At 63.5% G+C, this 13,247-nt stretch carries 8 protein-coding genes; 2 read left to right on the top strand and 6 right to left on the bottom strand.

The genetic code is table 11. The features are described 5' to 3' along the window. Positions 1-30: 30 nt before the first annotated feature. The 4 genes from KBW81_RS09830 to KBW81_RS09815 all read right to left on the bottom strand — a co-directional run bounded on the left by KBW81_RS09830 (position 31) and on the right by KBW81_RS09815 (position 7,672). Positions 31-1,293: a multidrug effflux MFS transporter gene (locus KBW81_RS09830; RefSeq protein ID WP_254247032.1), complete on the bottom strand. Its 1,263-nt coding sequence runs from the start codon at positions 1,291-1,293 to the stop codon at positions 31-33. Positions 1,294-1,400: 107 nt separating this feature from the next. Then, positions 1,401-4,697 carry an error-prone DNA polymerase gene (locus KBW81_RS09825; protein WP_254247031.1) on the bottom strand — a complete coding sequence of 1,099 codons (3,297 nt, stop codon included), beginning with the start codon at positions 4,695-4,697 and terminating at the stop codon, positions 1,401-1,403. Between the two features lie 323 nt (positions 4,698-5,020). After that, positions 5,021-6,946, bottom strand: a complete 1,926-nt coding sequence (locus KBW81_RS09820) for a Y-family DNA polymerase (protein WP_367305277.1) — start codon at positions 6,944-6,946, stop codon at positions 5,021-5,023. Positions 6,947-6,967: 21 nt separating this feature from the next. Beyond that, the gene (locus tag KBW81_RS09815) at positions 6,968-7,672 is read right to left on the bottom strand and encodes an ImuA family protein (RefSeq protein ID WP_175499307.1); all 705 of its coding nucleotides are present in this window, start codon (positions 7,670-7,672) and stop codon (positions 6,968-6,970) included. Between the two features lie 135 nt (positions 7,673-7,807). Between KBW81_RS09815 and KBW81_RS09810 the strand changes: the two genes are divergently transcribed. Continuing rightward, on the top strand, positions 7,808-9,133 hold the full coding sequence (locus tag KBW81_RS09810; RefSeq protein WP_411914365.1) for a cytochrome-c peroxidase: 1,326 nt from the start codon (positions 7,808-7,810) through the stop codon (positions 9,131-9,133). A gap of 102 nt (positions 9,134-9,235) precedes the next feature. Here KBW81_RS09810 and KBW81_RS09805 read toward each other — a convergent pair whose 3' ends face one another. Beyond that, a complete protein-coding gene (locus tag KBW81_RS09805; RefSeq protein ID WP_411914387.1) occupies positions 9,236-10,714 on the bottom strand; it encodes a CRTAC1 family protein in 1,479 nt (492 codons plus the stop codon). Further along, entirely contained in the window at positions 10,714-11,964 is a 1,251-nt protein-coding gene (locus KBW81_RS09800) for an ROK family transcriptional regulator (protein ID WP_254247029.1), read from the bottom strand. The genes KBW81_RS09805 and KBW81_RS09800 overlap by 1 nt, the downstream gene beginning before the upstream one ends. Before the next feature lie 238 nt (positions 11,965-12,202). Between KBW81_RS09800 and KBW81_RS09795 the strand changes: the two genes are divergently transcribed. Then, positions 12,203-13,234 carry a substrate-binding domain-containing protein gene (locus tag KBW81_RS09795; protein ID WP_090189774.1) on the top strand — a complete coding sequence of 344 codons (1,032 nt, stop codon included), beginning with the start codon at positions 12,203-12,205 and terminating at the stop codon, positions 13,232-13,234. Positions 13,235-13,247 lie beyond the last annotated feature (13 nt).

Genomic DNA, 13,247 nt, shown 5'->3' with positions numbered 1-13,247 from the left:
GGCCGATGCTGGCCTGCGCATTGTGGGTGGTTAGGGTTTTGTGATCACTGTGCGGGGCGCGGCACCGAACAGGCGACCTTTTTCGGCCACCAGCACGCAGATCAGCGACAGGCAGGCCAGACCCAAAAAGCCCGACAGCAGCGGGATCAACGTGCCGTTATACAGATAACCGATGAATCCGCCCAGCAAGCCGCCGCCCAAGGTCTGCGCCGATCCCAGCACCGATGACGCGACGCCCGCGACCCGGCCCAGCGGCTCCATCGCCATCGCGTTAAAGTTCGTCGGCACGAAGCCGAAAAAGCACATCATGATGACGAACAGCGTCAGGAACAGCGGGAAAGGGGTCGCGCCGCCATAGGCCATCGCCAGCCCCAGATGCAGCCCGGCCACGGCAATAAAGCCCAGCAGCGCGCCGTGGGACAGCTTTTTGATGCCAAAGCGCGACACCAGCCGCGAGTTGGCAAAGGACGACGCCGCCATGAACACCGCGACCATCGAAAAGTAGATCGTGAAGTGCGGGCCGATGTTATAAATGCCGGTATAGACCTGCTCTGCTTGGCTGATAAAGGCAAACAAAGCGCCAAAAAATGACGCCATCGCAAGAGTATAGCAGAAGGCGATGCGGTTGGTCAGGACAATGCGAAACGCCTCGGCCACGGGCTTGATCCGCAGGGGGCGGCGGTCGGCAGGGTTCAGCGTTTCAGGCAGACGCGCCCAAGCCCAGATCAGCGCAGCCAATCCGAACAGGAACATAAAGGCTGACAATTCACGCCATGTGCCAAAGACCAGCACAGCCGATCCGATGTTGGGCGCGAACACTGGCATGACCATAAAGACCATCATCACCAATGACATAACGCTAGCCATCTGCGGGCCGTGATAGCGGTCACGCACCACGGATGTGGCGATGACGCGGGTCGCGGCGGCCCCGATGCCCTGCACCAAGCGGGTGAACAACAATGCCTCGAACGTGGGGACAAAGATCGCGGCGATGGCACCCAGCAAATAGATGCTAAGCCCGGCAAACAGCACGGACCGACGACCAAAACGGTCCGACAGCGGGCCATAGATGATCTGCGCACCGCCAAACCCGATGATATAGGCCGTGATCACAAACTGGCGTTTGTTTTCATCCACGACCCCAAGGGCAGAGCCGATGTCCTGCAAGGCCGGAATATAAACGTCGATCGCGGCGGCATTTAGGGCCATCAGCAGCGCAATCATCGCGACGAATTCATAATACGGCAGCGCCGCCGGATCACGGCGCGCCTCGGCGCTGAGGATAAAGCTCATGGGATGGGTCCGATTTTCAAGGTCGCCCTTGGTATCTGTCCTCGCGGGGGTATCGGGCAACCCGCAAGGGTTGCATGGCTGGTATGTTTTTCACGCATAACTAAGGCCTAATGAAAGTCGCGGCTTTTGGGAATGATCCGCGCATCGCGGGGATGCCCCCGGCTGCCGGACGATGGCAGCGGGCTTTTGACATGATCGGCGCGGGCGGTTTGCGCCTGCATTGCATCGGGCGACAGGCGCAGCAAGGCATCGGACCGGTCGGTCAGGCTTTGGGCAACAACGTGAATAATTTCGATATCGCGCTGCACGTAACCTTCGACCACCAGCAACCGCGACTGCATCACGGCTTTGCGAAACTGCTCCATCACCTTTGGCCAGACGACAAGGTTCGCGACGCCAAACTCATCCTCGACCGTGATAAAGCACACGCCCTTGGCACTGCCGGGGCGCTGCCGGATCAGGACAAGTCCCGCCAGCTTTAACTTTCGCCCTTTGTTAAAGCCCTGCAAATCCTTGGTGCTGGAATAGCCTTGCCGCGTCAGGGACTTGCGCAGGAATGACATGGGATGCGCCTTGAGCGACAGGCGCAGCGTCTGATAATCCGCCACGACCTGCTCGCACACGGGCATGACGGGCAGGGGCACGGTGACCTCGCGCCCTTCGTCCGACTGGTCCTTGAACAGCGGCAGATCGGGGGCATCGCGCAGGCCCTTCGCCTCCCACAGGGCTTGGCGGCGGTCGATCCACATGGACCGCACCGCGTCCGCCTCTGCCAACCTGCGCACGATGGGGGCGGTCAGGCGGGCGCGGGTTTTCAGCGATTGCACGTCCTCATAAGGCGCATCGCGCGCCGCCATGATCCGCGCCGCCGCATCCGCCCGCAGCCCGCCAATCTGGCGCATCCCCAAACGCACCGCAAACCGTCCGCGATAGGGCTCTAACGTGTTGTCCCAGTCGGAAAAATTCACATCTACTGGCTGCACTGTCACATCATGGTTCTGCGCATCCCGCACGATCTGCGCAGGGGCATAAAACCCCATGGGCTGAGAATTGAGCAGCGCCGCACAAAACGCCGCCGGGTAATGGCATTTGAGCCAGCTGGACACGTAAACCAATTGCGCAAAGCTGGCGGCGTGGCTTTCAGGAAAGCCGTATTCGCCAAAGCCCTTGATCTGATTGAAGCACCGCGCCGCAAATTCCGCATCATAGCCGCGCCGGGTCATGCGCCCGACCATCTTGTCCTGCAACGTCTCGATCATGCCGCGAGAGCGAAACGTCGCCATCGCCTTGCGCAACTCGTTCGCCTCGGCGGGCGAAAACTCTGCCGCGTCGATGGCGACCTTCATCGCCTGTTCCTGAAAAATCGGTACCCCCAACGTGCGCCCAAGGATATTCTTCAGCTCTGCCGGATCATGCGGCGCGCCGGGACTGGGATAGCTGACAGGCTCTGCTCCCGACCTGCGCCGCAGATAGGGGTGGACCATGTCACCTTGAATCGGGCCGGGCCGCACGATGGCAACCTGAATGACCAGATCGTAAAAGGTGCGCGGCCGCAGGCGGGGCAGCATGTTGATCTGCGCGCGCGATTCCACCTGAAACACCCCGATGCTGTCGCCCTTGCACAGCATATGGTAAACACGCGGGTCCTCTTGCGGCACGCTCGCCAGAGTCCAGTCATGGCCGTAATGCGCCCGGATCAGGTCAAAGCATTTGCGGATGCAGGTCAGCATCCCCAGCGCTAGAATGTCGACCTTGAGGATGCCCAAGGTGTCGATATCGTCCTTGTCCCATTCAATAAACGTGCGATCCGGCATCGCGCCATTGCCAATCGGCACCGTGTCCGTCAGCGCCCGCTGCGTCAGGATAAAACCGCCCACATGCTGCCCCAGATGCCGCGGCATCCCGATCATCTGCCGTGCCACAATCAATGTGCGCCGCAGCAAGGGATCGGACAGATCGACGCCCGCCTCGCTGGCATGACTTTCGCCAATATCCGTACCCCAACTGCCCCAGACCGTTTTGGCCAGGGCAGAGGTCACGTCCTCTGACAGCCCCATAACCTTGCCCACCTCTCTGATGGCAGAGCGGGGGCGGTAATGGATCACCGTCGCACATAGGCCTGCGCGGTGGCGGCCGTATTTTTCATAGATATGTTGGATCACCTCCTCGCGCCGCTCATGCTCGAAATCAACGTCGATATCGGGCGGCTCTTTACGTTCCTCGCTAATAAATCGTTCAAACAGCAGCGCATGCTGCGCCGGGTCCACAGCCGTAATCCCCAGCACATAGCAAACGGCCGAATTCGCCGCCGACCCGCGCCCTTGGCACAGGATACCCTTAGAGCGCGCAAAGATTACGATGTCGTGAATCGTCAAGAAATATTGGGCGATATCCAGCTTCTGGATCATCGCCAACTCCTTGTTCAGCGTCGCCCGCGTGACATCCGATACGCCCTGCGGATATCGCACCGCCGCACCCTCCCAAGTCAGCTTTTCCAGATGCGCCTGCGGGGTGGTATCCTGCGGAATGACCTCCGAGGGGTATTCGTAAGCCAGCTCCTCTAGATTAAACAAACAGGCATCCGCCACGGCGCGGGTCGCGGCGATGGCATGGGGCCATTCGGCAAACAGACGCTGCATTTCTGCCGGGGATTTCAGATGCCGCTCGCCGTTTGCCTCTAGCAAGTTGCCCGCCTGCGCGAGAGTGGTTTTGTGGCGGATACAGGTCATCACATCCTGCAACGGGCGCCGCGCAGGGGTGTGATACAGCACATCATTCGTCGCCAGCAGACGCAGCCCGTTTTGCCCCGCCATCCGGTCCAATTGGGTGATCCGTGCCCGGTCATTGCCGTGATACAAAAAGCTTGCGGCAAGATATTTGAGCGTCGGCAAGGCTTTAGCCAACCGGGCCAGCCACTGAGCATATCCCCGCAGATCGCGCGGCGGCACAGCAATCAACTGGATACCATCCGCATGTTCCGCCAGATCGCGCAGCGTCAGATCGCACACGCCCTTGGCCTGCCACACCCCATCCGGATCCTGCATCCGCCCCTTAGAGATCAGCTGGCTCAGCCGCCCATAAGCCGCGCGGTTGCGCGGGTAGGCCAAAAACACCTCGCCGCTGATCAACGCGATGCGCGCGCCGATCACAGGGCGCAAGCCGGTTTTTTTAGCCTCCGCATGGATGCGCACGACACCGGCAAGAGAGTTCAGATCCGCAACGCCAAGCGCATGATAGCCCAGTGACCACGCCTCCAGCGCCAGATCCGCGGCGTCAGAGGCCCCGCGCAGGAAAGAGAAACAGGTAAACAGTCCAAGTTCCACATAAGGGCTCTTGGGGTTTTTTGCATAAACACCGTCCTCTGGCACAGTATGCCGGGGGTGGTGATTGTCATTCTCAGGCATCGGGGGCATCCCCCTCTGCGGGGTCGCAAGGGGGCGCTGCCCCCGCCGCCAAAGGCGGCCCCCCCGAGGTATTTGGAACCAGAAGAAGCCCCAAGCGCCTGAAAGGGGTCCAGCGTTCCGCGACTTTGCGAGTCCACGGAACGCCTTCTCCTGGTGCGATCATCGGCGCCTCCGCCTGTACCGCAGAATCAGAATGCAACAAGTTAGTTAAGAAAACCTTGTTTCTTCTGGTCGAAAATACCTCGGGGGGAAGGGCCTTTGGCCCTGGGGGGCTGGCCCCCCTTGCAACAGAGGCCCCCGTTGCTGCAAATGCCCCGGGTGGATTACCCAAAAACACCGTGCATGAACCATTGGGGCGGCAGATGGTAAATCTCGCCGTAGATGCCGTCGCGGTAAATCCAAAGCCTGCGGCGGGTATCATCCTCAATACGGTAGTAGTCGCGGAGCCGCGCGCTGGCGCGGTCGGTCCACCATTCAGGCGCGATCCGCTCTGGCCCGTGGAAATGCGCAATCCGGTGCGACACCCGCCGCCAGCGAAACTGCACCGGCGGGCCTTCGGGAATGGCGTAGAGGACATGGATTTCCTCTGGTGTATCCAGCAGCCGTAAGGGGCGGCTTATATGGCCGAGTTTGCGGCGCGCGCCAGGGGCCTGCGCGAGCGCCAGCATCCATGTCAGGCTGCGTTCGGGAATGTGGCTTGCGCGCGCGCTGGGGGTGCGGACCATTCCGGGACCAAGTCTGGCGGACAGCCGGTCAACCAGTTGCGCCAGCGCCGCGCCATCCTCTGTGCGGCCATCCAAGCCGCTTTGTACGGCTTGCAATGGGTCTGTGGTATCCGCCTCTAGCGTGATCAGTTCGAACCCGAAGCCGGGGTCGATCCGGTCCAAGCGGTCGTCGAACAGCCGTCGTAGGTGGTTTGGGTCGCGGCTGGCGCGGGCGGTGGCGGCGGTGACGTGGCTGACTTCGGCATCGGTGCGATAGACGGTGACGGTGACTTTGCGCGCGCCGTGTCCCGCTTTGGCCAGCGTTTCGCACAAAGCGTCGCAAAGCTCTGCCAGATATGGCGTGGGGTCCTGCACCGGTTCGGGCAGGCGTGCCTGCACTGCAAAGCGGGGCGGTTCGGTCCGGGCGTTCACGGGTTCGGGTTGGCGGCCCTGCAACTGGTCCAGCCGCAGCAAGGGGTTCTGCGTCAGCGCCGCCGTGGCAAAGCGCCGGGCAAGGCTAGCGCGGGGGACGGCGGCCAGATCGCCGATGGATTTCAGGCCTAAGCGTTGCAGCAGCAGCACCGTATCGCCGTCCAGCCGCAGGGCGCGGGCGGGCAGCGGGGCGGTCTGGCTGTCCAAAGTCTGCGGCGTCGCAATCGCCCGCACCGCGCCGTAGCGCGCTAGCGCCCAAGCTGCGCCGTGGGTCGGCGCCATCGCCAGCCGCGTGCTAAAGCCAAGCACCCCAAGCGTGCCCTCAATCTCGCGCAGCATGGCGGCCTCTCCACCCCAGAGGTGGTCCGAGCCGGTGGTGTCCATGACGATCCCGTCTGCGCCGTCCACCGCCGTCCACGGGCACCAGCGCCGCGCCCAAAGCATCAGCTTGTCCAGCGCCGCGCGGTCGCCGTCCGGGTCGGCGCGCACCACGCGCACCTGCGGGCACAGGGCGCGCATATCGACGACCCTTGCGCCAATATGCAGCCCGGCCAGCGTGGCGGCGCGGTTGGTGGCGGTCACGACGGGGCCATGTGCGCCTTCGGCGGCCAGCACGACGGGCAGGTCATCGGGGGGCGCATCATGGCGCGCGGCGGCCCAGCGCAACCAGCGTGCAATGGCGAAATCAGTCAGGTGAATACTGACAATGCGCCGCGACAGGGCATCGCGGTCTGTTGCGGGACCATTCCCTGCGTCCAGCGGGCCTGCGGTGCCGCGCTGGGTGATGCGCTGCGCAGGGCCGCCGGGGCGGCTCGCGCTGGTCGGTGGGGCAGTGATCGGGGCGGTCATGGCAGGGTTTAGGGCAGGGTTTAGGGCAGGGTTGGGGCAGGCGGCAGAGGTGATGACGGCTTGCGATGTTTTCGTGTCATTGCCAAACATCATCCCCGCGCAATCCAGCATCTGCTGGGCCTGCGCCAGTCCTGCGCCCGCGGCAGGGCGCAGGCCCGCGCCCATGCGAAAGTTTGGCGTAGAAAACTGCGCCGCTTTCGCAGGGCTGGCGGTGAAGGGCAGGATAACAGCCCCTCTGCCTTGATCCGTAAAATCGTGTTTCATCGTCAAAAACCTGTCAAAATATTATCCGGCGGCGCGGCTGGCGTCGTCTGCGTCCTGTCCCGGCGCATCTGGCCCAAGGTCCATGCGGACGTGATGTTCTAGCGTAGCCCCCTGCGCGCCGGGGCCTGCGACCCATTGCCCGGGGGCACGGCCGCGGGCGCGGAACAGATCGGCTTGCCACAGCGGTTCCCCCGGGGCGCGGTCGTCGTCGGGGTCTGGCCGCGAGGGCAAAGAGCTGATGTTCCACCGCTGGCGCGCCGCGCTTAGGTTCGGATGGGCCGCGCGGCGGATCAGCAGGGCGGGAATGCCCCGCGCCTCTGACCGCATCGCCAGCCGTTTCGTGGCGGTGAAATCAAGCGCGGCAGGATCGCCCCAGACCTCTCCTAAGACCGCGCCGATGGCGTCGCTGTGTAGGCCTTCCTCCATCGCCCACAGGGCGTCGACGGGGCGGTTTACGGTCACAAGGATCATCTTTAGATCCTCTGGCAGACCCGGTGGATAGGGTTTGCCCGCCTCGCGCTGGCTCATGCGGTCCTGTACCCACAGCACCGGCTTGCCAGAGGCGATCACTGCGTGCAGCTGCTGGAAAATGAACGCCGTCACCGCGCCGTCACCTGCGTTGTCGGCGAAATATTCCGCCAGCGAAGGCGCAGCCAAAGACAAAGACGGCTGGTCCGGGGCGGGACCGGCAAAGGCGTCTGACGCGGGGATAGGGTGGCTGTTCACGGCGACTCTCCGATTCCATTTGTTCCTGCTTTGTTCTAGATCGTTCCGCCCGTTTCGTCAAACCCAGAACATCACCCCGTTGCGATATGTAGCAACGTCGGGCATGGTGCGGCAACGCAAGTGGGGGACGTCGAAATGGCAATAAAACAAGTGATTCTGGCGGTTTGCGCCCTGATGGGCAGCACGGCAATGGCCGCGCCCAGCGGTCTGCCTGCGCCCCTGACGGATGATGATTTTCGCCCCATTGACCCGGCCGAGGCCGCCTTGGGCCAATTGCTGTTCTATGACCCTATTTTGTCGGGCGCGCGCGATGTGGCCTGCGCGACCTGCCACCACCCGCGCTTTGGCACCGCTGACGGGCTGTCGCTGGGACTAGGGGATGGCGGCATCGGCCTTGGGACGGACCGGGTGGCGGATAAAGACAACCTGCCAGAGGAGCGGATCCCCCGAAACGCGCCCGCGCTGTTCAACCTTGGCATCAAGGATCTACGCGTATTGTTCCACGATGGCCGCATCGCTGTGGATGACACGCGCCCCGGCGGGATACGCACTCCGCTGGACGAAGACATGACGGCGGGCTTTGCGTCCTTGTTGTCCGCGCAAACCATGTTTCCCGTGCTAAGCCCCGACGAGATGGCCGGTCATTACACCGAAAGCGACGTCGCTCGCGCTGTGCGCCAAGGGGTGCTGACCGGGCAGGGCGGCGCGTGGGACATTATCGCGCGGCGGGTGGCGGATATTCCGGCCTATGCGCAGATGTTCCGGGACGTTTACCCGCATGTGCAGGGGCCGGATGACATCGCCTTTACCGATATTTCCAACGCGATTGCCGTATTCATGGAGGACGAGTGGCGGTCCGATAACGCGCCCTTTGACGCCGTGCTGCGCGGGCAGGCTGACTTGCCGCCGCTGGCCGCTTCGGGGATGGACCTGTTCTATGGCCGCGGCGGATGCAGCGATTGTCACAGCGGCCCGCTGCTGACGGATCAGGATTATCACGCTATGGGCGCGCCGCAGATCGGACCGGGCAAGAAGGCGCGCTTTGAAACCCTTGCGCGCGACGAAGGCCGCGCCGAGGTGACAGGCCTGCCCGAGGATATGTTCGCCTTTCGCACGCCGTCCCTGCGCAACGTCGCGCTGACCGCGCCTTATGGGCATGCGGGTAGCCATGCCGATCTGGCCGCCTTCGTGGCCGATCACGCCGACCCGGTCGCGGCGCTGGCGCGCTATGACGCGGGCCAAGCCGTGCTGCCTGCGCTGGATGTGGAAGACGATAGCATCATGTCAGACCCCGCCGAGGTCGCCGCCATCGCCGCCGCCGTGACCACACCGCCTGTGGTGCTGTCGCCGGATGATGTGACTGCGCTGGTGGCCTTCCTTGACAGTCTGACTGATCCTGCAGCGGTCAAAGGCCGCCTTGGGGTGCCAGACGCGGTGCCCAGCGGGCTGGTGGTCCCCTAGGGCTGGGTCGTCCGAATTTTCGCCGAAAATTCGGTGCCTCCGGCGGGAGTGTATTTGGCAAGGTGAATGGGGGCGGCGGCTCTGGACGCGAGTGGTGCGGGGTTAGGGCCTTGTGATCTTTGTCGTTGCACCTGCGGGCAGGGTTTGCGTTGTGGTTGTGCCGTCTGGCCAGGTGATCGCGACATCGGCTTGGGTGGCAGCGCCGAGGCCGAAGTGCAGGGGCAGGGCCTGCCCGCCCGCGTGGCCGCCGCCGATCCGTAGCTCTTTGGTCTGGGTGCCTTGCGCGGTGGTAAGGGTCACGCGGGCCCCGATGGCGCGGGTATTGCCGTCTGGTTGCGACAGATCAAGGGCGAGCCAGTGGCCCGTCTTTGGCGTGTCGTTGCGATACAGCGCGATGTCGGCGCGGCGGTTCAGCACAACCAGATCAAGGCGGCCATCGCCGTCGAAGTCGGCCAAGGCGGCCCCGCGTGCGCGGCGCGTGTCGGCGAGGCCTGCGGTGGCGGCGGCCTCGGAAAAGGTGCCGTCTGGCTGTTGCATCAGCAGGTTATTGGGGTCGGCCATGGCGTTTGATGGCATCTGGTCGACGTTGCCTTTGGCGATGAACAGGTCCTGGCGGCCGTCGTTATCCACATCAGCGAATTCCGCATGCCAGCCCGTCGACGGGCGGCCATCGTCGCCAAGGTAGGGGCGCTGCGCATAGGTGCCTATGCCGTAGGGCGCGGGGGCGTAGGTGCCGTCACTTTGCGCGATTTGCAGCAGTTGATCGCCCATGGAGGTCAGCATCACCTCGTCCAGCCCGTCGCCTGTCAGATCAGCGCTGGCGATGCCCATGCCCCAAAGCGAGACCTGCGCCCAGCCGTCATCATCCCCCAGAAAGCGGCGGTCTTGAATGTCCCACATCTGCTCGTACCCGCCGCGCACATAGTATTGCCGGTCGTTCGACAGGCGCAGGGTCATGCGGCCGCGCGCATCCGTGGCAGCGAGCATGGAGAGGGGGCAGAAGCCGGGGGCCAGCGGCTCTGCGGTATAGCCGTTCGCGCCGGGGCGCAGGACTGTGTTGCTGTCGCAGGCAAAGAACGGGCCGTCCGGGTTGCTACGGTCGACATAATGGCCAAGGGCCATCACGGGGCGGCTGCCGTCTTCCCACCATGCGGTGAAGGCGGTGGTCCATTGGTCCGTCTGCGCGATACCCCAATCGGCGGTCGCGTCGGTAAAGCTGCAATCTCCGGTACCCTTGAGCGCCACGTCAGGACCGACGCGCATGACATAAAGGTCGAGGATGCCGTCGCCGTCGATGTCCAGCGGGTAGGCCCCGACCGTGTCCGTCAGCGCGGGCAAGGGCGCGCGGGCGAATTGAAAGCCGCCCCCGTTGATCCACAGCGCGGCAGGGTTCGCGCCGCCAGCGGCAAAGATGTCCGGGCGGGCGTCGCCGTTGCAATCCATGACAGCCACGCCGCCGCCGACGAAATGCTCCCATCCGCCATCATAAGAGTGGGCTCCAAGCACCTGAGACATATCGGTAAATGTGACTTGGGCGCTTGCGGGGCTGGCCAGCAGGGCCAGTGCAAAACTAAGCCGCATCATGCCCCCAGCGCCGCATCGGTGGCGTCGGCTAAGGCCAGCACCGTGGCACCCTGCGCCCAGACCAGATCGCCCCAGACGTGGGTCGCGATCTCGCACGATGTGCGGCCTTCGGTCAGGGTCAGCGCCTGCATGTCGCGCAGCACGGCGTCGGAATAAAGGTAGTCGTAGCGCATGCGTTCCCCCGCCAGAATGATCAGAGCCGGATCGAACAGTTGCACCACGTTCGACAGCCCCACCGCCAGATAGCGCCCGGCGCGGCGAAAGATCGTGGCCGCCGCCGTATTGCCGGCCTTTGCCTCGGCGAAGAGCAGGTCGATCAGGGCGGTGTTTTCTGTCCCCTCGGCGGGGCGGTCAAGAGCCGTGGCGGCTTCGCGGGCAAGGGCGTAGTCGGCCAAATAAGCCTCTAGGCAGCCGCGCTGGCCGCAGCGGCACAGCGCGCCATCCAGCGCGACCTTGGTGTGGCCCAGCTCTAGTCCCATGCCGCGGCTACCGCGAAACAAACGATTGTTCAGCACAAGACCCATGCCGACGCCGTGCTCTACCGTGACCACGGCGAAATCGGGCCGGTCGCGGCCGGTGCCGAACCACAGCTCTGCCAGCGTGAGCACATTGGCGTCGTTATCAATCCGCACGGGCACACCCAGCCGGTCCGCAAGTAGCGCAGCGAGCGGCGTGTCCCGGCCTGTGATCAGCGGCGACCATGGCACCTGGCCCGCGTCATGTTCCACGATGCCCGAAATCCCAAGGCCCACGCCCGCGACACTGTCGAGGTCATAGCCGGCATCCGCCAGCAGACGGTCCACCAGCACCGCCAGCTCTGCCACCAGCGCTGCGGCAGGTTTGCGCGCCTGCGGGGTGGGCAAGGTCACGTCGGCAATCATCTGGCCCGCGAAATCCGTCAGAACGGCGGAATGGCGGGTGTCGGCGACCTTGATCCCGATGACGCAGCGCGATCCGCCGACGACGCGCAGGGCGACCGGGGGGCGGCCGCGACCTGTTTCACGCGGTTGATCGTCGATTTCCTCAAGAAAACCCGCTTGGATCAGGTCAGAGGTCAGCGCCGTGACGCTGCCGGCACTGATGCCCAAACCGCGTGCGATATCGGCCCGGCTGGCCTGTCCGCGTGCGCGCACATAGACAAACACCTGCTGGCGCAGCCCGCTTGCACGGCCCGGCTCGCCCGATTGTAGCGGCCCGCACCCCGGCAGATCAGGCCCAGAAACGGCCCGCGCACCAGCATTATACATAAACTTCATTCCTCGAACTTAATGCTGCACCTGCACATGCCGCAAAGCGGCGATGCACCCCCTCGGGCAGCTTCGTTGTTGCGTATTACGTCAATCTGGCGCGGTATATGCAAGATTATTCTGTTCCAGCCGATAAATTATTTTGACAACTGAATTAATTTCGGCATTTTATACAGCAGCGGGTCGCAAGGCCCCGAATCCCCGCCACAACGCGGGACATTCTGTCTGGGAGGACACCATGAACAAGCACATCCTCGCCGCCGTCATTGCGACGTGTGGTTTCAGCTCTGCGGCATTGGCCGAAAGCCACGGCATGACCGTCGGCGTCAGCTGGTCCAACTTTCAAGAAGAGCGCTGGAAGACTGACGAAGCTGCGATCAAGGCCGCTTTGGAAGCTGCTGGCGCATCCTACATTTCCGCTGACGCGCAGGCCTCTGCTGCCAAGCAGCTGACCGACGTTGAGGCGCTGATCGCACAGGGCGCAGACGCGCTGATCATTCTGGCGATGGACAAGGACGCGATCGTCCCCGCGCTGGACCAAGCCGCTGCCGAAGGCATTCCTGTTGTTGGTTATGACCGCCTGATCGAAGACGACCGCGCGTTCTATCTGACCTTTGACAACAAAGGCGTCGGCACGATCATCGCGCAGACCGTCATGGCCGCACAGCCCGAAGGCAATGTCGCGATCATCAAGGGCGATCCCGGTGATCCCAACGCGCTGTTCCTGCTGGAAGGCATGATGGAAGTCCTGCAGCCCATGATCGACGCTGGCACCGTGACCATCGCTGGTGAAGCCTTCACCGACGGCTGGAAGCCAGAGAACGCTCAGAAGAACATGGAGCAGATCCTGACCTCGACCAACAACGAGATCGACGCTGTTCTGGCCGAAAACGACGGCATGGCTGGCGGCGCAATCGCAGCGCTGACCGCACAGGGCATGGACGTGCCAGTTGGCGGTCAGGACGGCGACCTTGCCGCGCTGAACCGTGTTGCACGTGGCACGCAGACTGTGTCCGTTTGGAAAAACTCCAACGATCTGGGCAAGCGCGCTGCTGAAATCGCAGTTGCTTTGGCCACTGGCACTGCAATGGACGCCGTGCCTGAAGCACAAAAGTGGGCTGGCGGCGAAAAGGGCGTTGAGATGAACGCAATCTTCCTTGCGCCAACCCCGATCACTGCTGACAACCTGAACCTTGCGATCGACGCGGGCCAGATCTCGAAAGAGCAGGCTTGTGAAGGTGCAATGGATACAGTTGCTGCCTGCCAGTAACCCTTGATCCTTC

The sequence above is a fragment of the Loktanella salsilacus genome, assembly GCF_024206795.1.
Lineage (GTDB): Bacteria > Pseudomonadota > Alphaproteobacteria > Rhodobacterales > Rhodobacteraceae > Loktanella > Loktanella salsilacus.
The sequence above is the reverse complement of the archived record's forward strand: the minus strand, read 5'-3'. Positions and strand labels throughout refer to the sequence as shown.

Excerpts from the sequence above, each read along its gene's own strand:
- KBW81_RS09805 (WP_411914387.1), bottom strand. The coding sequence starts at position 10,714 with ATGCGGCTTAGTTTTGCACTGGCCCTGCTGGCCAGCCCCGCAAGCGCC.
- KBW81_RS09825 (WP_254247031.1), bottom strand. The coding sequence starts at position 4,697 with ATGCCTGAGAATGACAATCACCACCCCCGGCATACTGTGCCAGAGGAC.
- KBW81_RS09810 (WP_411914365.1), top strand. The coding sequence starts at position 7,808 with ATGGCAATAAAACAAGTGATTCTGGCGGTTTGCGCCCTGATGGGCAGC.
- KBW81_RS09795 (WP_090189774.1), top strand. The coding sequence starts at position 12,203 with ATGAACAAGCACATCCTCGCCGCCGTCATTGCGACGTGTGGTTTCAGC.
- KBW81_RS09800 (WP_254247029.1), bottom strand. The coding sequence starts at position 11,964 with ATGTATAATGCTGGTGCGCGGGCCGTTTCTGGGCCTGATCTGCCGGGG.
- KBW81_RS09820 (WP_367305277.1), bottom strand. The coding sequence starts at position 6,946 with ATGAAACACGATTTTACGGATCAAGGCAGAGGGGCTGTTATCCTGCCC.
- KBW81_RS09830 (WP_254247032.1), bottom strand. The coding sequence starts at position 1,293 with ATGAGCTTTATCCTCAGCGCCGAGGCGCGCCGTGATCCGGCGGCGCTG.